Genomic DNA, 22,556 nt, shown 5'->3' with positions numbered 1-22,556 from the left:
AAGTTAATCACCCCTACTATTATATCATTCGTTTAACTTAAGCTTTCATATACCCACTCGTTATTCATGTAATCCCTTAAATGATCTGCAACAATGCGGTGGACTTCAGTTGTAGGATGCACCTCATCAAAGAATAAATGCCCTTGACAGTCATCTGGATTAAATGAAGCAACACTCGCATCTAAAGACTGAATATTATCCTCTTTAGAAACCCATTGCATACTATCAGCAAATACAGGGTTATTTCTTAAAAATTCAACTAATTGATCTTCTGGCACATTCCACTGTCTTGAAAGTTTTCTTACAGAAGCTGTGTATTGGCCGTCTGCAGTTAATGTCATAGAAAAAATAGAACCGGTATAACAAGCATGACGTGTATCAGTTAAACCATATTTTTCAGGATAAGTTAATGCATCATGGAATAAACTCATCATATCATATGAACCAATTTTAACCCCTTGAGGTGCATAAAACTGCGCCATTGACTGTGTTGATAATTCTAATTGTTCATTAAATTTAGTATTTGCTTCACTTAATTTATCCTGTTTTTTCTGTTTCATACTTCTTCCTTGTGGTGTCATAATTAACTCAGGAAGATTTAAAATAATGAAGTTTTTCACACCTGCTGCAACTAAAGTATCAACGCCTAAATATAGCTTAGACATATCATCGTAAATATCGCTTGTTTTAGTCCAACCAAAAGTTAAAAGATCATTACCACCCATCCATATAATAGCAATATCATTATCAGTAACCGGTAATACTTTATTTTTATCTACTTTTGTTAAAAATTGGGATATTTCATAATTAAAGGTATTAATTACCCAATAGGTAGGATTAAAGCTTTTACTCATATAATTATACAGTGTTGCACCCCCTTCAGCTTCATCTACAATTTGATTATCGCCCATCACATAATCTGATTTTAAATAGTCAATCCAAATTGGGCCATTACTAAACCTGCCATCATAATACAAAGGTGTTGACCATTGGAATGTTGGGTGGTCAGCCGGGACTGTGCCTAAACTTTTATCATACATTTTGCCTATATCTGATAAGCTATCACCAAAGACAAGAATTCTCGAAAATGCTGGGTTTTGACTTGCCATGGCTTGATTTGAAATTACAAATGTCGATAACAATAATAAACTTAACATCGAAAAGATAATCGTAATACTCTTGTTCATTGCAGTACTCCTTCACAAACTAAATGAAACAAAAATTATTGAAGCTTAAAATTACTGTAACAACAATAACATCACTCTAATTTTTTACATAATTTTATGATGCGACGCACATTTAATAATCAAATGAATAACACTTATACATGCTCATGCTTTGTATCATAAGCATTTTCCTTATAACCGATTATTTTTCCTTAAGCTTGTATCCTTGTGGTAAGTTATACCCTCGCGCAGACAGAATACCTCTTAGCTCATCAGGCCGATCCGTTATAATACCATCTACCCCCCAATCTATGAGTTCTACCAGCCTTGCATAATTAAACTCTGTACCCTCTTGTTCTGGCCACCCCCAAACGACAACTTTAAGACCTAACTTATGTGCTTGATCAAATTCGTTTTTAGTTAAATCCATTTCATATGGCTCCCAGGCGCTACCACCTAATGCCTTAACCATTTTTGGAAATGAGTTATCATAATCTTTAACATCATAACCTGCCGTCCATATTGTTCTTTCTTTTTTATTACCATCTTTAGGATTATTTGTATGATCAGTTAAGTAAGCTGTTTTTACATTTTTATCTATCTTTTGAAGTTCTAGTAAACATCTAAAATCAAACGCCTGAATTTCAGATCGATTAATAATCTCTTCATCTTTTAAAACTTGATATAATTTATTAGCAAATTCACTTGGTGTTACTGTTTTTTCAGGTTCTTTAGGGTCTGTCTTAATTTCAATCTGGAAGCCAACATCACTTCCTGCAACTGATTTAACATATTGAATCACTTCTTTTAGAGACGGAATAGTTACATTATTCATTTGATATTGCATAGGAAAGTATTTTGCATAGTCTGTGTTGGGCTTTAATTTACCAATATCATAAGCTTGTAGTTGTTTAAATGTTAAATGATAGATAGGAATAGGCTCTTTAATAAATTTTCCATCTTTACGTGTTATATTTGGATTAAGCTCTAAATCATGTGTAACAACCACAACACCATCTTTTGTTATACCTACATCCATATCAACATAATCAATACCCTGCCTTAGTGCAGAGCGATAAGCAGGTATGGTATTTTCAGGAGCTAAACCTCTACCACCTCGATGCGCATAAATTTCTACTACTGTCTTAGGCGTAGGCATGCCGTTATACCTCATCACATTAGCGTTATTATTTAACTGACTAGCATAATTATTTGATAAATTTAGCGCAACCATCAAAACCCCTACCAATAGCTTTTTCATTATTACACCCCTTAAGCCAAAATATATTTATCAGACATTAAGAACATTTGGATGTAATCCTAGCTAGAAAATATGCTATAAGCAAGTTTCTAAATTATCTAGTTATTTTTAATACATTATCATTTAATTTTTTAATGTAAAGGCAAATGATTTTATAATCATAAATTATCAGCTAGAATTAAAATTATGATATTCTTTTAATGGCAATATAATGATAATTTATTTTAATAAAAAAGTTTTTTTTGATATCTTTTTGCTTGTTTTTTTATTTTTTTTAATCGCTATAAAGTCATTAAATGCTTGCTCAAATATTTTTCTTGATAACCAACAATATATCATTGAAGCAAGAACTTTAGATTTTCCTATTGAATTACTTGATAGTAAAAACCAAGCTTATAGCTGGTATACGAAACTTCCAATATACCAAACTTATATCAAAAAATTATTAAATCATGCATTTTCCTATAAAAAAGGTTATCTCAATACAACACATATCAGCAACATTGTTATTGATTCAAACTCCGTGCCTATCAATCAACTAGCGCACTGGAATAATCGCTATGGATATTTTGGTCGCAAAGGATTTATTGGTGATAACCTGTTAGATGGTATAAACTCTGAAGGATTATCTATCTCTGCAATGTTCCATCCTGGCAGTATATACCCTAAATTTAATCCAAATGATCCTCGCCCCGTTTTATCTGTATATGACACCAGTGATTTTGTACTTGGCTCAGCTAAAACAACGAAAGAAGCAATTAATTTACTTAAACAATATCAAATTGTAGAGTCTGCTTTAAAAGCAGTTCCAGGTATATTTATCAAAGATATCCCTGTGCATTTATCCATTAGAGATGTCAATGGAGACAGTGCAGTTGTCGAATTTATTAATGCTCAAGTTGTGATTCATTCAATAGGTAATGTTATAACTAATGCTCCTTCATACCAATCACAAATACAAAACGCAGTTCATTATAGAAATTTATTAGGTGATAACTCTCAAGTTTCATCTTTTTGTCCTGATAATTTCAATACATTAACCATTAAAAATAATTCATATAGTTATATTGAAAAAGCTAAATTTTCTATGTTATTGGCCTTGCCTGAAGGTACATCATCAATTGAACGTTTTATTCGAGCTAATACCTTACTCAATCATTTACCTCCAATTAAAAATAATCAAGAAGCAATATACCAAGCAAAATTAATTATTGATCAGTTAATTGTTGCAGAAGAAGTTACAAGTGAAACTTTGTGGGTTACGCTAAAAGACCTTAAAAATAAAAAAATATATTATAAAGACTTATATAATTATAAAAGTCGTACAAGCATTCCCGAAGCAGTTAATCATCAATATCAAATATTTGACTTAAATGAGATGAATTTTAATTCATCTCATTCCTTTAAAAAGGATATCTATCATAATGAAAGAGTAAAAGCCATATACTCTTTATATGATATACCTGGCATTAATTCTTATTTTATCAATGACCAGTTTGTACTAAGTGATTGATAAACTGATCATCATCAACTAACTTTATAAATGAACCAATGACTAATTAGCATAAATAATATGCAGAAAAACGAAGCCATTCAAAAAAAATTAATACACCTTTATACTAAGGAAATAACCAACATATTATTTCTTAGTATGGCCTTTGGCATCTTTATTTTATGTGTTTATAGTCTGATACATATCAAACAATTTGGTTATCTTAGCAGTTATAGCTTACAAACTTATTTTTTCATGCTACTGTCATTTGTGTGTCTTATATTAAATTACTTTAATCAATTAACCATCAGTTTTAAAAAATATTTTATTGTTGTTATTTCATTTGTTGGCTGGTTAGGCTCTCTTATTAGTTACGGATATATGTCAACTGGGTCTTTATATATTTTACCTTTTATTATTTATATTTCATTGTTAGGTAAACCATCAACTCTAATTAAATATCTCTTAATTGCCGTATTTTTTATTGTTTTATTTTATATGCTACAATCACTTGGTTATACCGGCAAAACATATATTCAATCAAATGACTTAATTTCATTAAGTATTATGATTGGTGAAATTATTATTGCCGTTGCTATTTTATATGCAACAATTATTTTGTGCATGGGCTATATGAAAGCAATGGTCAGTCTAGTTAATCATCTAGCTAAAAAAAATAAATCATTAAAAGAAACAAATTACAAACAACGTTATTTATTAAGCCATGACTATTTAACGGGTGCTCATAGTCGAGGCTATTTAATCAACAAGTTAGATTCAAAAATTCAATATGAAAAAAGTGAATTTATTTTAATTATGCTAGATATTATTAATTTTAAAGAAATTAATGATAAATATGGCCATTCTACAGGGGATGCTGTACTTAAACAAATTTGCAACTACTTCAAAGAGTTTATCTTAACGTTTGATAAAAATGGTATTATATCAAGATTTGGTGGTGATGAATTTTGTATACTAATTTCACAAATCGAAATTGACCAATTGCATACTAAACTCATTTCAATCTCCGCTGAGATATCTTCTAAGATAAAAAAAGAAATGAGTATTAATTTTCACTCAGTCCGCTTCTCACTAATCAAATATCCTCAAAATGCTGACAATGCAAAAGATTTACTAAATAAATTAAATTTAACTGTCTTATATGCAAAAGAAAATCATTCAAATTTAATGATTTATAATGACAAAATTCAAGATTATTATATTAAACAAAAAAGTTTACGTGATCAATGTATTGAAATATTAGAAAAAAATTTATTCTCAATATATTTTCAAAAGCAACTCGATCTTAAAACTAATTTATGTATTGGTGGTGAGGTATTAATCCGTCTAAATAGCAAAGAGATAAGTCCATTATTAATGAGTGATTTATGCTATAAACATGCCTTATCAGAAGAGCTTAATAAAAAAGTACTCTATAGCACCCTAAATCAGATACAAAATGTAAAACTAAATCGAATAGCTAAAATTTCAATTAACTTACTTTTGCCCAAACGTATGATACCACTGCATATACAAGATCTTGTTAGAATCATTAATAATTTTGATCTTGATAATAAGTTTCAACTTTGCTTTGAAATAGTGGAATCAAATGATATAGATCAAACAGGTTTAGATAAAGCATTACAACTCATTAAAGACTACGGTTTAGAAGTATCCATCGATGATTTTGGTGTACAATACTCAAATTATAAACGTCTTCAGTCCAACCATATTTCAGCCTTAAAAATTGATCGATCATTTATCACTAATTTAGATAAATCAAATAATATTGAAATCGTCAGATCAATGATCACCATGGCTAAATCAAATCATATGCACGCAATTGCTGAAGGAATTGAAACAAAAGAAGAATTAGAAGTCTTAAAAAAACTTCAGTGTGATATCATTCAAGGCTACTATTATCATAAGCCAGAAAATATAAAAAATATTAACTTCAATCAACTTGAAGGTTTAAAAGATAATCTCGATAATAAGCTAGTTCATCAATTGATTCTTTAATATCATCTAGCGCTAAATGCTTCCCTTCTTTATTGTGGCGTTCATAGACTAAAGGTTTCCAATGCTGCGCTAAAATCTTTAATGTACTTACATCTAACATTCTATAATGAAAGAACTGTTCTAGTTTTGGCATGTATTTAGTTAAAAAACGCCTATCCTGCCATACTGAATTGCCACACATAGGTGAGGTATTCTCATCAACATAGGTTTGAAGAAATTCTAGTGTTTTCTCTTGGGCTTGTGCTTCTGTTATGACACTTTTTTGCACTCGTCTTGTTAGACCCGATTCACCATGTGTTTTTGTACACCAATCATCCATTTCATCTAATAAATCTTGTGACTGTGATATAGCGATAACTGGACCTTGTGCAATGATATTTAAATTAGTATCGGTAACTATAGTTGCAATTTCGATAATTCGATCTTCCTCTGGGTTTAGACCTGTCATTTCAAGATCAATCCAAATCCAGCGTTTTGATTTTAAATTTTCTGTCATTATTCCTTCACTCTTGATACATACTCACCCGTACGTGTATCTACCTTGATTACCTCATCCTGTTGAACAAATAGTGGTACTCGAACAACCGCACCTGTTTCTAATTTTGCAGGCTTACCCCCACCGCCAGAGGTATCACCTCTAACACCTGGATCTGTTTCAACAATTTGTAAATTAACAAAATTCGGTGGTGTTATATTAATTGCTTCACCATTAAATAATAAAATCGTACAAATATCTTGCTCTTTTAGCCATAATTTTGCATCGCCTAACGCTTTTTCATCTACCGCATATTGCTCAAAGCTTTCTTGATGCATAAAGTGAAAATGATCGCCATCACTATATAAATACTGCACTTCAAGTTCAAGAATATCAGCAGCTTCGACATTTTCTCCTGACTTAAAAGTACGCTCAATTACTCGCCCTGTACGAAAATTACGCAATTTAACACGATTAAAAGCTTGCCCTTTACCTGGTTTAACCACTTCATTATCTACAATGCTCATTGGTTCACCATCAATTAACAACTTTAATCCATTTTTAAACTCATTGGTACTGTAACTTGCCATAATTACCTCTTATACTGTCGTCTTTATAAAATTAATCTAATTAAATGAATTGAAGGCTATGATACAACAAGCTAACAGAATTGTTCAGAAATTTATTAACCGTAACTGGAAAAAATCGCTTCTTAGTGGCTTTTCTGATGCATACTCATTACTAGAGTTTTTAAATATTGATCCTAATATAGCTAATATTTCAACTAAAGCACAACAACAATTTAAAACCGTTGTACCATATGCATTTGCTAATCGTATTGAAAAAAACAACCTTAATGATCCTTTATTAAAACAAGTCTTAGCAATAAAAGATGAAGAAATAATTGATCATAATTACACCCATGACCCTTTAGATGAAAAAAACTATAACCCTGTAGCTGGCCTTTTACACAAATATCACAGTCGTGTTTTGCTAATTGCACATAGTACTTGTGCTGTGCATTGTCGTTATTGTTTTCGTAGAAATTTTAATTATCAAAATAACATCCCTGGTAAAGATCACTGGTTAAACGTCTTTGATTATATTAATCAAGACTCATCCATTGAAGAAGTGATTTTAAGTGGTGGTGACCCCCTTTTAAATACTGATCAACGATTAGCTTTTTTTATTGAGCATATTCAGGCAATTAAACATGTTAAACGCCTACGCATTCACTCTCGCATTCCTATTGTATTACCTGAGCGCATTACCCCTGAATTACTATCACTTTTAACTTCAACTCGACTAAAGGTTATTTTAGTGATTCATAGCAATCATCCTAATGAGTTAGATGATGAAGTTAAAATGGTCTTAAAAGCAACACATAGACATGGTATTTTAAATTTAAATCAAAGTACTTTATTAAAAGGTATCAATGATAATGCTGAGATTTTACATCAATTAAGTTCACGTTTAATTGACTGTCAGACAATACCTTATTATATTCACTTATTAGATAAAGTAGCTGGTGCAAGCCACTTTGATATTCCAGTTGAAAAAGCACAACGTATTATTAAAAAATTATCTGAAATATCCTCTGGTTTTATGGTGCCAAAACTTGCACAAGAAGTACCAGGTTATCCATCAAAGAAATGTTTAGCTGTAATGTAATTATATTCTCTTACTTTAAATGTAACGAATCAACATATTCATCAGGAGACTCAAAGCCTACAAATAGATGTGGTACATCCACTTTATTATTGACTTTCTGTCTATAGGTTTCAATTTCTAAATTCAAAAAAGCCTTAGTATCTGGCTTTTTATATAAAACAGTATTCCAATCCTTATCATTAACCCCTAACAGTATTTTTACATTTAAAAAATTTTTTTCAGCTGCCTTAAACTCAAGTGTATTCATTGGATTATCCGTTTTTCCAAAAGGTGTTGTGCGAAACTCTAAAGGATGATTTGAATGACTCGCTATTCTAACTGCTTGAAAAAAATAATTTAAGTATTGCTCTTCTTTATTTTTGGCAGGACTCTTTTTATCTTCATATAGACTTGTTAAATTAGCCTGTAAATGTTCTAGCATTATTTTTTTATTTTTATTTTCAGCTATAGCTAATTGAATTCCGTCATTAATGTTAGAATATACTTCAGTTTCATCAAACTCTTTTAATTTTCGTATATGTGGATTAATAACAGAGTCTAATTGCCGATTAAAAAAATCAATTGTCTTTTGATTTAATTCACCATTTTGAATTCTAAATTCATTTTCTAAATAATCTCTTAAATGATCCAATATTTTAAGATTTATACTTTCATTTCCTTCAAGTTTTTTGATTCGCTCTTTTATACCTTCTAATAATGCTAAACATTCTTCAAATTCTTCAGACAGTACTACAGCATATTCCTGATTTTCTACATTAATAACTACTGAATCCTTTAACTCATCAAACATATAAACCTTTCCTTAAATTAACTCTTCTAAAATATTAAATATATTTCAAAAATTAAAAAATACAAACTAATCATTAATGTCAATTATTGCAATTTTAAACTTTAGAATTTATTTTTCTCATTTAGCGGATAAATTCGTTATAATAGCTGCCAAAATAAGCTGTAGAAAAATTACCACTTATGAAAACAAAAGATAAACAACAAACTAAAGATGCTGCACGTTGGTTAAAAAATAAGACAATTCCACTTAAAAAAAATATACTACTTGTTTCACTAATTGGTACTTTAAGTGGCATATTATTAATCCTAATTGCTTACTGTATCGCTCATATTGCTGATTCAGCTTATTTAAAACATCAAACTACAGAAGCTTTATGGTTTTATTTTATTGGCATTATTAGCCTATTTATTCTAAGAGCTGGACTGATCTGGTTAAAAGAACGCATTAGTTTTAAAACTTCAGAAAAAATAAGAACCAATTTAAGAGAAGAGGTTCTAGAAAAAATTAAACAAATGGGTCCTGTGCATGCTAAGTCATTTTCAAGTGGTAATTTAGTCTCAAATGCTATTGAACAAGTTGAAGCGCTAAACAACTACTTAGTTTATTATCTACCACAAATGTCAATTGCTGTTTTTTTACCTATTGTCATTCTAGTTTTTATTTTTCCCATAAGCTTAACTAGCGGTTTTATTTTACTTATCTGTGCACCATTAATTCCACTTTTTATGGCGCTTATTGGTATAGGTGCTGAATCTGTTCATCAAAAGCATTTCCAAAACTTAGCTAAAATGAGTAACCACTTTCTTGATGTTTTAAATGGCTTAACAACATTAAAACTATTTGGCAAAAGTAAATCAGAAGAAAAAAATATTTACCATACTTCTGATCAATATCGCATTACAACTATGCAAGTTTTAAGAGTAGCTTTCTTATCTTCTGCTGTTTTAGAAGTGTTTGCTGCAGTTTCGATTGCTATAGTTGCTGTTTATTTAGGGATGGGCTTTTTAAACGAAGGCACATCAAACCCTATTTGGTGGTCTATTTCAAATATCAGTTTAACTGGTGCACTATTTATCCTACTATTAGCACCTGAATTTTTCTTACCCTTAAGAGAATTAAGTACACACTATCATGCCAGAGCTGAAGCTGTTGGTGCTGCAACTGAATTAAAAAAACTATTTGATTATGATTTACATAAATCCAATCAACCCATTAATGATTCAGTAAAAACAAATACGTTTAATTTAGCTGAAGATACCATCACATTTAAACAAGTTGATTTATCTTACAGTGAATCATCTACTCCAGCACTAAATCATATTAATGTTGAAATTAAGCCAAAACAAAAAATTATATTATTAGGCCCAAGCGGTGCAGGTAAGTCGAGTTTTTTAAATTTATTGCTGCGATTTTTAGTACCCTCAAATGGTGAAATATGTATCAATCAAACTAATTTAAATGCAATGAACCCAAACAACTGGTATCAACAAATCAGCTGGCTTGGGCAAATACCTAAACTATTTAGTGGCACACTTTACGATAATTTATTAATGGCTAAACCTGATGCAACAGAAAGTGAAATCAACCAAGTACTTGAAGATGTACAACTAAAAACGTTAGTTAATCAACTACCCAATGGATTAAATACAATTATTGGTGAAAACAGTATTGGCTTATCCGGTGGTCAAGCACAACGCTTTGCACTTGCACGAACTTTATTAAAAGATGCACCACTAGTCATCCTTGATGAACCAACTCAATCATTAGATTATGAGCATGAGCACTTAATTATGGATATGCTTAAAAGCCGCTTAAAAAATAAAACCATCATCATGGCAACCCATAGACTTGAGCACTTAGAAGCTGTCGATCAGATTTTAATTTTAAATGAAGGTAAAATAATTCAAAGTGGGGATTATAAAACCTTATCTAGCAAACCCTCTAGTTATTTGCAAACACTATTAAAAAACATACAAGGAGAAGTTAGCTATGCTTAAACATTACCAAGCTTTAATCCCTGTATTCAAACGCCAATTATGGTGGATGGTCTTAAGTACTGGCTTAAGTATTGCAACAATTTTATCTTCAATAGGCTTAATGTCCCTATCTGGCTGGTTTATTTCAGCAACCGCTTATGCTGGCTTATCTTATCAGGTAGCAGCCCAGTTTAACTTTTTTATGCCGGCAACAGGCGTACGTTTTTTCTCACTCATGCGAACTGTAAATCGCTATGGTGAACGTGTTATCTCTCATGAGGCAACATTTAAAATTTTAACTAATTTACGTCTTTGGACTTATCAAAGACTAGAACCTTTAGCACCCGCTCACCTTTTAAGTCATAAACGGGGTGATTTACTTAACCGAATGGTTTCAGATGTTGATCAGCTAGATAATTTATTTATCCGAGTACTTTCACCGACTTTCACTGCAATTATTATTGCCATTGCTTCATTTATCTTTTTTTCATTTTTTAATATGACTATCGCTGTGATTACATTAATTAGTTTACTGGTTAGCGGTTTTGTAATCCCAATTTTTATTGGTACATTAAGCACTAAAACCGCTAAAGAAATTAACTCAATTACGGCTCGCCTAAAAACAGATACGGTACAAATGATTCATGGTCTATCTGAATTAATTATTTTTAACCATATAGAGCTACAACAGCAAAAGATTAATACTTTAAATCAAAAACTAATTCAGCTACAAAGAAAAATGAGCCATTTTAATGGCTTTGGCCAAGCATTAACCCAAACTATTTTATGGAGTACAATTTGTATTACTCTATATATCGCAGTTAATGCAACAATTAGTGGTCAGTTAAATGGTGCTAATATTGCTTTAATCGCTTTAGGGCTTTTAGCTATGTATGAGTCTGTCATGGCACTGCCATTGGCTTATCAATATCTTGGCAAAACCAATGCTGCCGCTAAACGTTTAAGTGAGCTAAATGAATTGAAACCACAAGTTACTTTTGAACACCATCAGCCAATTAATCTAAAACACTATGAAGTTGCATTTAAAGATATATCATTTAGTTATAATCAAAGAGGAACAGTTCTATCTGACTTTAATTTAACAATCCCTGAAAAATCACAATTTGCATTAATTGGTGAAACTGGATCAGGTAAATCAACATTATTACAGCTACTATGTCGTATTTGGGATACACAAACAGGCACAATTACCATTGGTGATGTCGATATTCGTAAATTTTCAGAATCACAACTTCGCCAACTAGTCATTTATATAGAACAGCAAGCCCATCTTTTTCAAGCAACGATTCGTGATAATTTAAAACTCGCTAATAGTGATGCATCAGATAATGAGATTTATCAAGCGCTTGAACATGTTTCATTAAAACTGCATGTTTTAGATCTACCTAATAAACTTGATACATTTGTTGGTGAATTTGGTGAAAACTTTTCAGGGGGTCAACGCAAACGACTCATGCTTACAAGAGCACTATTATCAAAAGCACCCATTGTACTTTTAGATGAACCAACAGAGAACCTTGATCGACAGACTCAAACTGAAGTCCTTCAAGCAATTAAACAGTTGGCCAATAAAAAAACGATTATCATGGCAACACATAGTTTAACTGCGATGAATATGATGCAAAAGCGCATTAACCTTAATACAAAAGATACTGGTGTTTTATTATAAAAAGCGTTAAGCTTATGCACAAATTTTTCCATTTAACAAAAAAAATGAATAAAACAGGTAATTAACCATGACTGAAGCAGCCATAAATACAACTGAAATAAGACCATTTAAAAAGCTGTTTATTAAAACATTAGGTTGTCAGATGAATGAATATGATTCATCAAGAATGAAAGAAGTTTTAAATGAAAACTTTCATACAGAAATGACTGAAAAGCCATCTGAAGCTGACATCATTTTAATTAATACCTGTTCTATTAGAGAAAAAGCGCAAGAAAAAGTATTTCACGAACTAGGCAGATGGAAACAACTAAAAAAATTAAAATCGCATCTCGTTATTGGTGTTGGTGGTTGTGTTGCTTCTCAAGAAGGTGAAAATATTATTAAACGCGCTCCTTTTGTTGATGTTGTATTTGGACCACAAACAATACACAGACTGCCTGATATGATTAAGCGTAAGCATATTCAAGGGAAAGCACAAGTTGATATCTCTTTTCCTGAAATTGAAAAATTTGATAATTTGCCAGAGCCTAAAGCCGAAGGTGTTAAAGCTTTTGTTTCAATTATGGAAGGCTGTGATAAATATTGCGCTTATTGTGTTGTGCCTTATACGCGAGGGCCTGAAGTATCACGCCCATTTGAAGATGTCATTGCAGAGTGTGCATCATTGGCTGAACAAGGTGTTAAAGAAATTACCTTACTTGGACAAAATGTTAATCACTATTTAGGTAAAATGACAAATGGTGATACTGCCGACTTAGCTCTACTAATTCACTTTATTTCTGCTATCGATGGCGTAGGTAGAGTACGTTTTACTACTTCTCATCCTGTTGAATTTTCAAATAATTTAATTGAAGCATATGGTGAAGTAGATGAATTGGCTAATCATCTACATTTACCTGTTCAACATGGCTCTGATCGTATCTTAGCACAAATGAAAAGAGGCCATACTATCCTTGAATTTAAACAGAAAATTCGCAAACTTAAAAAACTACGTCCAGATATTACGATATCATCAGACTTTATTGTTGGCTTTCCAGGTGAAACTGATGAAGACTTTGAAAAATTAATTTCTTTTGTAAAAGAAGTTGATTTTGATCAGTCATTCAGCTTTATTTACAGTAAGAGACCAGGAACACCAGCGGCAAATTTAATAGATGATACTCCAATGGAAGTAAAAAAAGAACGATTGAAACAACTACAGGAAGTATTAAACAATAATGCACTTCGTATTAGCCGTCGCATGGTAGGTTCTACACAAAGAATTTTAGTTGATGGCACATCTAAAAAAGATCCTAATCAACTAATGGGTCGTACTGAGAACAACCGCGTTGTTAATTTTTCAGGTTCACATAACTTGATGGGACAATTCGTTGATGTTGTCATTACGGAAGCACTACCTAACTCACTAAGAGGAGAATTGACTTAAATATGCGAACAGCGCAATTTGTACTTGAACCACAAGACCCTAATCGATTAGCGGCCCTCTGTGGTCACCTCAATGAGAACCTCCATCTTATTGAGCGTTACCTTGCTGTGGAGGTCAATCAACGCGGCTACCAGTTTCACATTGTTGGACCTAAAACCGCCGTCTCTGAGTCGGAACGCTTTATTAAATCCCTCTACCATCAGACTGAAAAGTCACTTCATTTAGATAACCATGAATTAAACGTTACATTACAATCACTTGCTTCTGCAACCCGTGAACAACAACCCCGTTTTGAAGAACAATCCTTTATTCAAACCAAACAACATACAATTAAACCTAGGACGGTTAACCAAGAACGTTATGTTCGACGAATAGGAAAATATGATATTAATTTTGGTATTGGCCCTGCTGGAACAGGTAAAACTTTTTTAGCTGTTGCTTGTGCTGTCGGCGCTTTAGAGTTTGACCAAGTCAAACGTATTATTTTAGTTCGTCCAGCTGTTGAAGCTGGTGAACGCTTAGGCTTTTTACCAGGCGATTTATCTCAAAAAGTTGATCCTTATCTAAGGCCTATGTATGATGCACTTTATGATTTAATGGGTGTTGAAACAGTCACTCGTCTAATTGCCAAACAAGTCATTGAAATTGCACCATTAGCCTATATGCGTGGACGTACTTTAAATGATGCATTTATTATCTTAGATGAAGGTCAAAATACGACAAAAGAACAAATGAAAATGTTCTTAACTCGTATTGGCTTTAATTCAAAAGCCGTCATCACTGGTGATATTACCCAGGTTGACCTACCAAAAGGTACAATTCCTGGACTACGTCATGCCATTGAAGTATTAGCGAGTGTCAATGATATCAGTATGACATTTTTTGATACTGCTGATGTTGTTCGTCATACTTTAGTTCAACAAGTAATCTCAGCATATGACACTTATGAATCTTCATCAGATGATATCAGTGAACATAAACGTTTCCACAAACATCGAAAGTTTAATAAAAAGGAACACTGAATAAATTAATGCCTACATTAACTTTAACCATTGATATTCTTCATGATAATCAGTTTAATAACTTACCTAAATCTGATGAAATTCATCAGTGGTTAAGCCTTGTTTTACTTCATGAGAAAATTTACTCTGCATCTTTAAGTTTAACTTATCTATCTTTGGATGACATGCAGAGCCTTAATCATCAATTCAGGGATAAAAATAGCCCAACGAACATCTTATCATTTCCATTCATCGCACCGCCAGGCTTGCCAGATGATGCAATAGATGATAACTTTTTAGGTGACTTAATTGTTTGTCCTGATGTTTTAGTTAAAGAGGCAAAGGATCAAGAAAAACGATTAAACCATCACCAAACACATATTCTCATTCATGGCCTACTTCACTTAATTGGCTATGATCATATAAGTAGGGAAGATAGAGAAGAAATGGAAGCATTAGAAATAAAACTACTACAACAATTGGCGATTCCTAACCCTTATGATCCGGAGGTAATTAATGGATGATCACTCGAGTAGTAAACCTAAAGGTAAACAACCATCCTGGCTAAATAAACTACTCAATAAAATATCTGCTAAACCACAAACAAAACAATCTTTATTAAATATTGTTAATGATGCAGTCAAAGAAAAAATTATTGATGATGATGCACATCATATGATTGAGGGTGTAATTAACGTTTCTAATATGCAAGTTAGAGATATTATGGTTACGCGTTCACAAATGACAACAATTAATATTGATATGACTCAAGATGAATATTTACCAATTCTTATATCCTGTGCTCATACACGTATCCCTGTTTTTGATGAAGAAAAGGAAGATATTACTGGCATTTTACATACAAAAGATTTAATGCAATTTTTTATGGATGATCAACTACAAGAAGTTGTTTGTCAAAAAATTGATATAAGAAAAATATTAAGACCCGCACTATTTGTACCTGAGTCAAAACGATTAGATAGTCTTTTACGCGAATTTAAAACAAAGCACAATCACTTAGCTATTGTAGTTGATGAGTACGGTACGATATCAGGACTAATAACCATTGAAGATATTCTTGAAGAAATTGTCGGTAACATTGAAGATGAGTTCGATAATGAACCTGAACATATTACTAAAAAATCTGATACTGAATATATTGTTGATGCGATTACTGAAGTAGATGATTTTAATGTGTACTTTGATTGTAGTTTAGATAATGAAGAAATGGATACCGTTGGCGGGTTAATTTTAAAACAATTAGAACATGTACCTCGTGCTGGAGAGGTCGTTACATTTGACAAATTTACTTTTACGGTTTTAAATGCTGATAACAGGAAGATCAATACGTTAAGAGTAACTTTGAATGAAACCCAAAACGACAACGAAGAATAAAAAAAATAACAAGCTTAAATTCATCCTTTCATCTATTATTGCATTTATTTGTGGTGCAATATTAACTTTAGCGTTTGCACCCTTTCACATATGGGTTATCGCGTTTATTAGTTTAATTGTTTTATTCTATCTTTGGTCAGGTGCTAAAACAGGTAAGTATGCTTTTTATCTTGGTTATTTATTTGGTTTAGGTAATTTTGGTACTGGTATTTCATGGGTTTATGTCAGCATACATACTTATGGTAATACATCTACGCCATTAGCGGTATTTATCACTTTATTATTTATTATGGTATTATCACTTTTCCCAGCTATCGTTGGCTTTTTAAATCAAAAATTATGCTCTAAAGAGAAAAATTCTTACCAACTTTGTTTTATTTATCCTGCAACTTGGACACTCTTTGAATGGATTAGAAGTTGGATTTTTACTGGTTTTCCTTGGCTTTTTGTAGGTTATACGCAAACAGATACTTATTTGGGTGGTTTAGCAGAGGCTGGTAGTGTTTATCTTGTTAGCTTTGCAGTTTGCTTGTGCGCTTCAGCTTTAATTATGTTTGTCAGAACCAAACGTAACTCTGCAAGATGCATTGCTATTGTCATAATTATTGTTCTTTGGGCACTTGGCTGGTTTTTCTTACAAGATCAACAATGGACGATTAAAAAAGGAAAACCACTTTCAGTGTCTTTAATTCAAGGTAATATTAAACCAACGACTAAATGGGATCCTGAGCATTTAAAATATATTCAAAAAACATATTTAGACTTAACTGAAAAGCACCCTGCTGATTTAATTTTTTGGCCAGAAAATTCTATTCCTAATTTTCCAATGTATGTTGCACCTTATGTAAAAAATCTTAATCAATTTGCCATTAACCATAATAGTGCTATTCTGCTTGGAATGCCTTTGGGTAACCCATATGGTAAGTATTATAATGGCGCGATAGTGGTTGGTTATGGCTATGGGGAATATAAAAAGCAACATCTAGTTCCTTTTGGTGAATATTTACCTCTAAGAAGTATCTTCTTACCAATTATGACATGGATGAACCAACCAATGAGTGAATTTACAGAAGGACCAGCTGATCAGGGAACTGTTACAATGCAAAATATGGATGTTGCATTATTTATTTGTTATGAGATTGCTTTTCCATCACTTGTGCGTAAAGATGCACAAACTGCAAATTTAATTGCGACAATTACTGATGATGGTTGGTTTGGTAAAACAATTGCGCCATGGCAACACTTACAAATAACCCATATGCGCTCGATTGAACTTGGTAAATCAATCATTCAAGCAACTAATGATGGCATCACTGCTATTATCACTCCTAATAAAGTGATTACCTATCCCCCATTTAAGCGTGGTGTTCTTGAAGGTACCGTTTATGCAATGAAAGGTCAAACACCTTGGGTGCGCTATGGTATGACTCCTGTTTTAATGCTGATCTTTTTATCACTTATTTTAGGTTTAGTGATTAGGCGTAGGCAAAAAGAGGTGAATTAATAAATTTTTAGGGCCTAATCATATAATCATTCAAAAACAACTTTAGGTTGTTTTCCAATTACTTGTGCAATTTTAAAAATTGTTTGTGTTGTAAAATTAGTTTCGCCTTTTAATATTCTACTAGTCTGAGAATCACTCGTACCTAATTGTCTTTTAATTTCATTAAAGCCAAGGTTATTTTTATTCATATACTCTTTAAGAGCCAATGCAATTGACATTTTAAAATTAAAATAATCTTTTGATTTTCTTTGTGCTTCAAATTTCATTTTTAAAATTATAATTTACTTTATCATGCCTATATAAGATATATAATGAAGTACACAATAAAAAATTATATTTAAAATTATGAAGATACAGTCCATCGCATTTTAAAAGATGTCTTATTATTTTATTTTTTCAAAATTATAACCACTGTTATTTTGATGATTGTCATGAAACTTAGCAAATAGTAAATTATCATAACCATCAGAGATATTTCCAAGATTTGTATTTCTTGTATCACTCCTACGATCATGAATTGTTTGTTGCTGATTTTTGAGATCATTTTTACTTTCTAACTCTCGTTCTAAAGCATCAATAATTTTATCTTGATTTATACCTTTACCCACTGCTTCTGCAATCGTTAAGTAGTCATATTTTCTTGAGTCATTGCTAGTTCCTTGAGTTTCAAAACTACCACCATCATGATAAATCTTTAATCGAGTATTTACCAGTCCATCTAAAAATGATGCAGCTTTTTCATAATCATTATTACTTCCAAAGTAATTTGTTACCATATCATGGGCATTTTGAACCCAATTTTCAATTTTAGTGATAAGTTGGCTATATTTATTATTTTGATGCTTATCTTTATATTTTGAATATTTTTCAGAAGATGAAAAACAACCAGCTTCAGTTTGTTTAACTACTTCTTTTCGCAACCCTAATTTTCTCAAAACAATATTTTGACAAATACTAACTCTATCATCTTTATCATAGACTACTGTATTTTGATCACCTAGATCTCTTCCAAAATATTTATTAATCATAATATTTGCCAATGATGTTTCACTCCAATTAGTCCAGCGACGCTGACCATCGCGCATGATAAAGACTAAATCAGAACCAAAGGTGCTTTGTTTGTCTACATTGCTAGCTTGGTGATTATTTTGATTACCTCTACCATTTCCACCACTTGCAGCAGTCTTAGTTTGATTTATACTTCTTCTAACTTTATTTAATCTTGTTCTACTTGTAGAAGTGTCTTTTTGATAGCTTCCTTCACAAAATATAGTTTTAACAGATTGTTGGCGGTTTTGTTTAGTTAATTCAGCATTTGCTTGACTAAGACCTTGTTGTTGCGTATTTATCAGATTTTTTGATTGTTTAATATCACCACTTAATTGCGATATTTCATTTTCTAATTGTTGTTTACGTTGATCATACTCCGGACTCTTCTGTTCAAAATTTTGAGTTATTTTATTAAAATCCTGTGACTTTTGTTTTAATTCTCGAAGTTGTTGATCTTTTTCGTTATTTAAAGCTTCTAACTCTTTTACTTTGTTCTCATATTCACTTATTTTGTTTTCCATACTAGAAAGCGAAGATTCATTATTCTTAATCTGCGATTTAAGACCTTCTATTTCTGAGCTATTTTCTATATTTTTTGTTGATTTTGCCTCTTCTATATTTTTTTCACTTGCTTTTAATTGAGCTTTTAACTGTTCATTTTCTTTTTTTATTTTATCAAACTGACTTGTAAGCTCATTTAATTTTTTTTGTAATTCTGCTGCAACTTTCTTATAGAATAACAATGCATCTTGTAACTCTTTAATTTTATTACTAAAATTTTCAGAACATACTTTACTTGCTTGAATAGCATTTGAAATATTATTAAATGTTTGTTTAATACCTATATCAGACTCTATTATGTCGTTATATTGACTTTTTAGCTTGGTTGATAAATCTTCAAGAAAGCCAATAGTTTTTTTGTAGTTTGATAATAATTCTGTAGCATTTGTAATTGTTTGAACAAAATTATCTAATAATTTTGTATCATCACTATTTGTAGCAGTTTTATGTTTTAAATTTTCCGCAAATTCAGCTAGATCTTTTTGTGTTTTCTCTATTTTATCTTTATCTTTTAATGCTGAATCTAAATGTTTTTGTAATGGCTCTAGTAATTCATTCAAATGCTTTTTATCTATATTCGTTCTTTCTTGTAATTGAGTTTGTAATTTTAAAAGATTATCATTTGCACTGTCTAAATTTTGATTTAACTTATTATTAGTTTGCTCAAGTTCATCTAATGTAGCTTGAGTCTTGGAGTTCTGCTCACGTAAGTTTTCTTTCTCTTTACGCAAATCACTAACAATTTTACGAGCTTTTAATAAATTTTCTTGCTCTTGCTGAAATAGCTGTTGTGAAACTAAATTATCTTGATGAAATAAATCTAGTTCTTCTTTAACTCTACTAACATCACCTTGATACCCATAAGGTATATTAATCTCTTGTTTTAACTTTAACTGTACGCCAACAGTTTGTGCTAAGTAATTAGAGGAGTCATAAAAGTGCAGAATAGACTCTTCTAAGTTAACTTCTGATGAAGTTAATTGCGTTACTTTACTATTAAAATCAGTTAAATCGCCTGATGGAAAACTTGATTTAATTTTATTAAACTGATCTGATATTTTTCCTGCTAAACCTTTTTGCAATAACTTATCATCAAAAATACCTTCAGATAATATTTTATTAGCTTGCTTTTCAGCACTAGCAATAGCAGTATTTAATTCTCGTAAATTTTCTCTTTGATTTTTAGCCCACCAGATTACACCTAATTTATCAGTTAAGAACTCTATTGATTGAAAGCACTCTTCTAATGCTGATAAAATATTTAATAATTCAAATAGCTTATTTTCTTTTTCATTTATATTTTCATTAATACTCTGATTATTTGGATTATTTTTATATCTAGTATCAAATATATTTTTATAATATGTACCTTTAGACTCTGGATGACGCTCATTAAAAGCTTTAAGACACTCACTTTCAAGAAATGTTAAACTTTCTTCATCACGTATCCCTTGTTTTCTTAAAGTACTTCTTACTTTATGTTGATAAAGCCTTCTTGTTAATTCGTTATTAATAAGATCTTTAATCTCAAATTTCTCCACATGATCTCGATTAAATCCACTGCCTTTTCTAATTGATAGCTCTGCTTTCATCTTAATTGGCTTTTTGGGAAAAACAGGATTACTATTAGTTATTTCAGCCTCATATTCTTCTTTAGTTTTAGTAACATTTTTCTTTTTACTTTCATTACTAAGAATAACTTCGTCTTCATCCATAGAGAATATCATCTGAGGTTCATAATAAGTATTAACCGTATTTTGAAACTGATCTTGAAAATCTTTTCGATTAAATGATGTATTTTGATAAATATCTACTGCAACAGATTGTTTAAAACTTTTATCATAAATAGATTTAGCTACATTAGTATCATTTAACACTTCTAAATCTAACTGTGCGGTCATATTCCGATGAATATTACTAATATTAACGTTCTCTTGTTGATTTGTATTAGTCGCTTCATCTTCTGTTGTATAAGCAATTTCAGAAACCATATCTTTAGCTTCATTATTAACTTTACGAATTTTTTCATGAGTTGTAGAAATATAGTTGCTAAATCCTGCATTCTCTTTTTTAAATGCGGCATATACTTGAATATCATTAATGAATTTCTTTTGAAATCCTTCTAAAATACCAATTCTTCTCCCTTCTTCACTATTTGTATCAAACTTGGACTTTAAATGATTAATATTTGTGTTTAAAATGTCACAAATGATCTTAATCTCTTCTAAATTAGTTGTAGAATTTTTATCACAAACATCACTCATTATTATTTTAAATAGCTTTAATAAGCTAAAAATATAATTTGAAATAGCAGTATCATCTTCTTTAAGTCTTACTGTTGTTCTTTCATAGGTATAAATTGAAAGTTCACTAAAAAACTGCAAAGTATTTCTAAAGTAGATGCTATGCTTTTCATCTATTACAGCTCTCTTTCTGATCGTATTAATTTCATCTAAAAGCCTATTAAATTCTGAATAATATTGATCTGTAGATAATATTTGAGCATGACTGTTTCCAGTAAGAAAACTAAAACCACCGTGACTTTCTAATGGAGGCGTTGTCATATCTTGTTTTATTATTTCATAAAGTTTTTTAGATAGCTCTCCTTTACTTTTCAAACCTATGGCAATACCTTCCATAAATTCACCATAAATTTGACCACCATTTTTTTCTTCTATAATAACATCTTGAAACTCACTAGACTCAAAATCTGGCATATCTCACCTCCAAACAATTAAAATTCCCAATCTTTTAATAACCAAATAAATGAAAAATTTTTAATATCTAAAAATAACTAATTGCAATTTTGAAAATTTGGTACACAACTCTCTCCCATTTAAAGTGAAACAAACTACTCAAGTTATACGCTATCAAAGGGACAAAGCTTTAAGTACCGTCAAATGACGGTAATGAAATATACTCACTGTAATAAATAAATCAGACCATATAGTTACTTTTAATAATCTTAAATAAACTGAACTAATTCAGTTATAAAGAAAAACTTACCTAGTATCATACTTATCAATTTTGAAACATTTATATTAAATTTTTTATAATTTGCACAATGAAAATAATGACT

Annotated in this window: 17 protein-coding genes; 10 read left to right on the top strand and 7 right to left on the bottom strand. The window is 31.0% G+C overall.

The annotated features are described in order from the left end of the window. Nucleotides 1-32: 32 nt before the first annotated feature. Both KFE69_06545 and KFE69_06540 read right to left on the bottom strand, forming a co-directional pair. The gene (locus tag KFE69_06545) at nt 33-1,187 is read right to left on the bottom strand and encodes an SGNH/GDSL hydrolase family protein (protein ID UTW43743.1); all 1,155 of its coding nucleotides are present in this window, start codon (nt 1,185-1,187) and stop codon (nt 33-35) included. 181 nt (nt 1,188-1,368) lie between these two features. Continuing rightward, nucleotides 1,369-2,427 carry a glycerophosphodiester phosphodiesterase gene (locus KFE69_06540; protein UTW43742.1) on the bottom strand — a complete coding sequence of 353 codons (1,059 nt, stop codon included), beginning with the start codon at nt 2,425-2,427 and terminating at the stop codon, nt 1,369-1,371. A gap of 211 nt (nt 2,428-2,638) precedes the next feature. Between KFE69_06540 and KFE69_06535 the strand changes: the two genes are divergently transcribed. After that, nucleotides 2,639-3,940 carry a linear amide C-N hydrolase gene (locus KFE69_06535; GenBank protein ID UTW43741.1) on the top strand — a complete coding sequence of 434 codons (1,302 nt, stop codon included), beginning with the start codon at nt 2,639-2,641 and terminating at the stop codon, nt 3,938-3,940. Between the two features lie 60 nt (nt 3,941-4,000). Beyond that, the gene (locus tag KFE69_06530) at nt 4,001-5,938 is read left to right on the top strand and encodes an EAL domain-containing protein (GenBank protein UTW43740.1); all 1,938 of its coding nucleotides are present in this window, start codon (nt 4,001-4,003) and stop codon (nt 5,936-5,938) included. On the opposite strand, the gene orn is transcribed toward KFE69_06530, so the two are convergent. Beyond that, nucleotides 5,874-6,434: an oligoribonuclease gene (gene orn, locus KFE69_06525; GenBank protein ID UTW43739.1), complete on the bottom strand. Its 561-nt coding sequence runs from the start codon at nt 6,432-6,434 to the stop codon at nt 5,874-5,876. The genes KFE69_06530 and orn overlap by 65 nt on opposite strands. Next, entirely contained in the window at nt 6,434-7,003 is a 570-nt protein-coding gene (gene efp, locus KFE69_06520) for an elongation factor P (GenBank protein ID UTW43738.1), read from the bottom strand. The genes orn and efp overlap by 1 nt, the downstream gene beginning before the upstream one ends. A gap of 58 nt (nt 7,004-7,061) precedes the next feature. Between efp and epmB the strand changes: the two genes are divergently transcribed. Next, a complete protein-coding gene (epmB, locus tag KFE69_06515) occupies nt 7,062-8,084 on the top strand; it encodes an EF-P beta-lysylation protein EpmB (GenBank protein ID UTW43737.1) in 1,023 nt (340 codons plus the stop codon). 10 nt (nt 8,085-8,094) lie between these two features. Here the strand turns inward: epmB and KFE69_06510 are convergent, their stop codons facing one another. After that, entirely contained in the window at nt 8,095-8,874 is a 780-nt protein-coding gene (locus KFE69_06510; GenBank protein UTW43736.1) for a hypothetical protein, read from the bottom strand. Between the two features lie 179 nt (nt 8,875-9,053). On the opposite strand from KFE69_06510, the gene cydD reads away from it, so the two are divergent. The 7 genes from cydD to lnt all read left to right on the top strand — a co-directional run bounded on the left by cydD (nt 9,054) and on the right by lnt (nt 17,866). Then, nucleotides 9,054-10,871 carry a thiol reductant ABC exporter subunit CydD gene (gene cydD / locus KFE69_06505; GenBank protein UTW43735.1) on the top strand — a complete coding sequence of 606 codons (1,818 nt, stop codon included), beginning with the start codon at nt 9,054-9,056 and terminating at the stop codon, nt 10,869-10,871. Further along, nucleotides 10,864-12,540 carry a thiol reductant ABC exporter subunit CydC gene (cydC, locus tag KFE69_06500; protein ID UTW43734.1) on the top strand — a complete coding sequence of 559 codons (1,677 nt, stop codon included), beginning with the start codon at nt 10,864-10,866 and terminating at the stop codon, nt 12,538-12,540. Before cydD ends, cydC begins: the two co-directional genes overlap by 8 nt. A gap of 97 nt (nt 12,541-12,637) precedes the next feature. Further along, nucleotides 12,638-13,966 carry a tRNA (N6-isopentenyl adenosine(37)-C2)-methylthiotransferase MiaB gene (gene miaB, locus KFE69_06495; GenBank protein UTW44026.1) on the top strand — a complete coding sequence of 443 codons (1,329 nt, stop codon included), beginning with the start codon at nt 12,638-12,640 and terminating at the stop codon, nt 13,964-13,966. A 2-nt stretch (nt 13,967-13,968) separates the two neighbouring features. Further along, nucleotides 13,969-14,988 carry a PhoH family protein gene (locus tag KFE69_06490; GenBank protein ID UTW43733.1) on the top strand — a complete coding sequence of 340 codons (1,020 nt, stop codon included), beginning with the start codon at nt 13,969-13,971 and terminating at the stop codon, nt 14,986-14,988. Nucleotides 14,989-15,023: 35 nt separating this feature from the next. After that, entirely contained in the window at nt 15,024-15,491 is a 468-nt protein-coding gene (gene ybeY, locus KFE69_06485) for an rRNA maturation RNase YbeY (GenBank protein ID UTW44027.1), read from the top strand. Continuing rightward, a complete protein-coding gene (locus KFE69_06480) occupies nt 15,484-16,362 on the top strand; it encodes a CBS domain-containing protein (protein ID UTW43732.1) in 879 nt (292 codons plus the stop codon). The genes ybeY and KFE69_06480 overlap by 8 nt, the downstream gene beginning before the upstream one ends. Continuing rightward, on the top strand, nt 16,334-17,866 hold the full coding sequence (gene lnt / locus KFE69_06475) for an apolipoprotein N-acyltransferase (protein ID UTW43731.1): 1,533 nt from the start codon (nt 16,334-16,336) through the stop codon (nt 17,864-17,866). Before KFE69_06480 ends, lnt begins: the two co-directional genes overlap by 29 nt. Before the next feature lie 26 nt (nt 17,867-17,892). On the opposite strand, the gene KFE69_06470 is transcribed toward lnt, so the two are convergent. Together KFE69_06470 and KFE69_06465 are read right to left on the bottom strand one after the other, a co-directional pair. Then, nucleotides 17,893-18,132 carry a helix-turn-helix transcriptional regulator gene (locus KFE69_06470; protein ID UTW43730.1) on the bottom strand — a complete coding sequence of 80 codons (240 nt, stop codon included), beginning with the start codon at nt 18,130-18,132 and terminating at the stop codon, nt 17,893-17,895. A 117-nt stretch (nt 18,133-18,249) separates the two neighbouring features. Continuing rightward, nucleotides 18,250-22,194 (bottom strand): hypothetical protein, encoded by a 3,945-nt coding sequence (locus tag KFE69_06465; protein ID UTW43729.1) that lies wholly within the window; start codon nt 22,192-22,194, stop codon nt 18,250-18,252. Between the last annotated feature and the right edge of the window lie 362 nt (nt 22,195-22,556).

It is taken from the genome of bacterium SCSIO 12844, assembly GCA_024397935.1.
GTDB lineage: Bacteria > Pseudomonadota > Gammaproteobacteria > Francisellales > Francisellaceae > M0027.
This window is presented reverse-complemented; position numbering and strand designations above follow the sequence as displayed.

What these genes read in the sequence shown, in the direction of transcription:
- KFE69_06545 (UTW43743.1), bottom strand. Translation starts at nt 1,187, where the DNA reads ATGAACAAGAGTATTACGATTATCTTTTCGATGTTAAGTTTATTATTG.
- KFE69_06540 (UTW43742.1), bottom strand. Translation starts at nt 2,427, where the DNA reads ATGAAAAAGCTATTGGTAGGGGTTTTGATGGTTGCGCTAAATTTATCA.
- KFE69_06535 (UTW43741.1), top strand. Translation starts at nt 2,639, where the DNA reads ATGATAATTTATTTTAATAAAAAAGTTTTTTTTGATATCTTTTTGCTT.
- KFE69_06530 (UTW43740.1), top strand. Translation starts at nt 4,001, where the DNA reads ATGCAGAAAAACGAAGCCATTCAAAAAAAATTAATACACCTTTATACT.
- orn (UTW43739.1), bottom strand. Translation starts at nt 6,434, where the DNA reads ATGACAGAAAATTTAAAATCAAAACGCTGGATTTGGATTGATCTTGAA.
- efp (UTW43738.1), bottom strand. Translation starts at nt 7,003, where the DNA reads ATGGCAAGTTACAGTACCAATGAGTTTAAAAATGGATTAAAGTTGTTA.
- epmB (UTW43737.1), top strand. Translation starts at nt 7,062, where the DNA reads ATGATACAACAAGCTAACAGAATTGTTCAGAAATTTATTAACCGTAAC.
- KFE69_06510 (UTW43736.1), bottom strand. Translation starts at nt 8,874, where the DNA reads ATGTTTGATGAGTTAAAGGATTCAGTAGTTATTAATGTAGAAAATCAG.
- cydD (UTW43735.1), top strand. Translation starts at nt 9,054, where the DNA reads ATGAAAACAAAAGATAAACAACAAACTAAAGATGCTGCACGTTGGTTA.
- cydC (UTW43734.1), top strand. Translation starts at nt 10,864, where the DNA reads ATGCTTAAACATTACCAAGCTTTAATCCCTGTATTCAAACGCCAATTA.
- KFE69_06490 (UTW43733.1), top strand. Translation starts at nt 13,969, where the DNA reads ATGCGAACAGCGCAATTTGTACTTGAACCACAAGACCCTAATCGATTA.
- KFE69_06480 (UTW43732.1), top strand. Translation starts at nt 15,484, where the DNA reads ATGGATGATCACTCGAGTAGTAAACCTAAAGGTAAACAACCATCCTGG.
- lnt (UTW43731.1), top strand. Translation starts at nt 16,334, where the DNA reads ATGAAACCCAAAACGACAACGAAGAATAAAAAAAATAACAAGCTTAAA.
- KFE69_06470 (UTW43730.1), bottom strand. Translation starts at nt 18,132, where the DNA reads ATGAAATTTGAAGCACAAAGAAAATCAAAAGATTATTTTAATTTTAAA.
- KFE69_06465 (UTW43729.1), bottom strand. Translation starts at nt 22,194, where the DNA reads ATGCCAGATTTTGAGTCTAGTGAGTTTCAAGATGTTATTATAGAAGAA.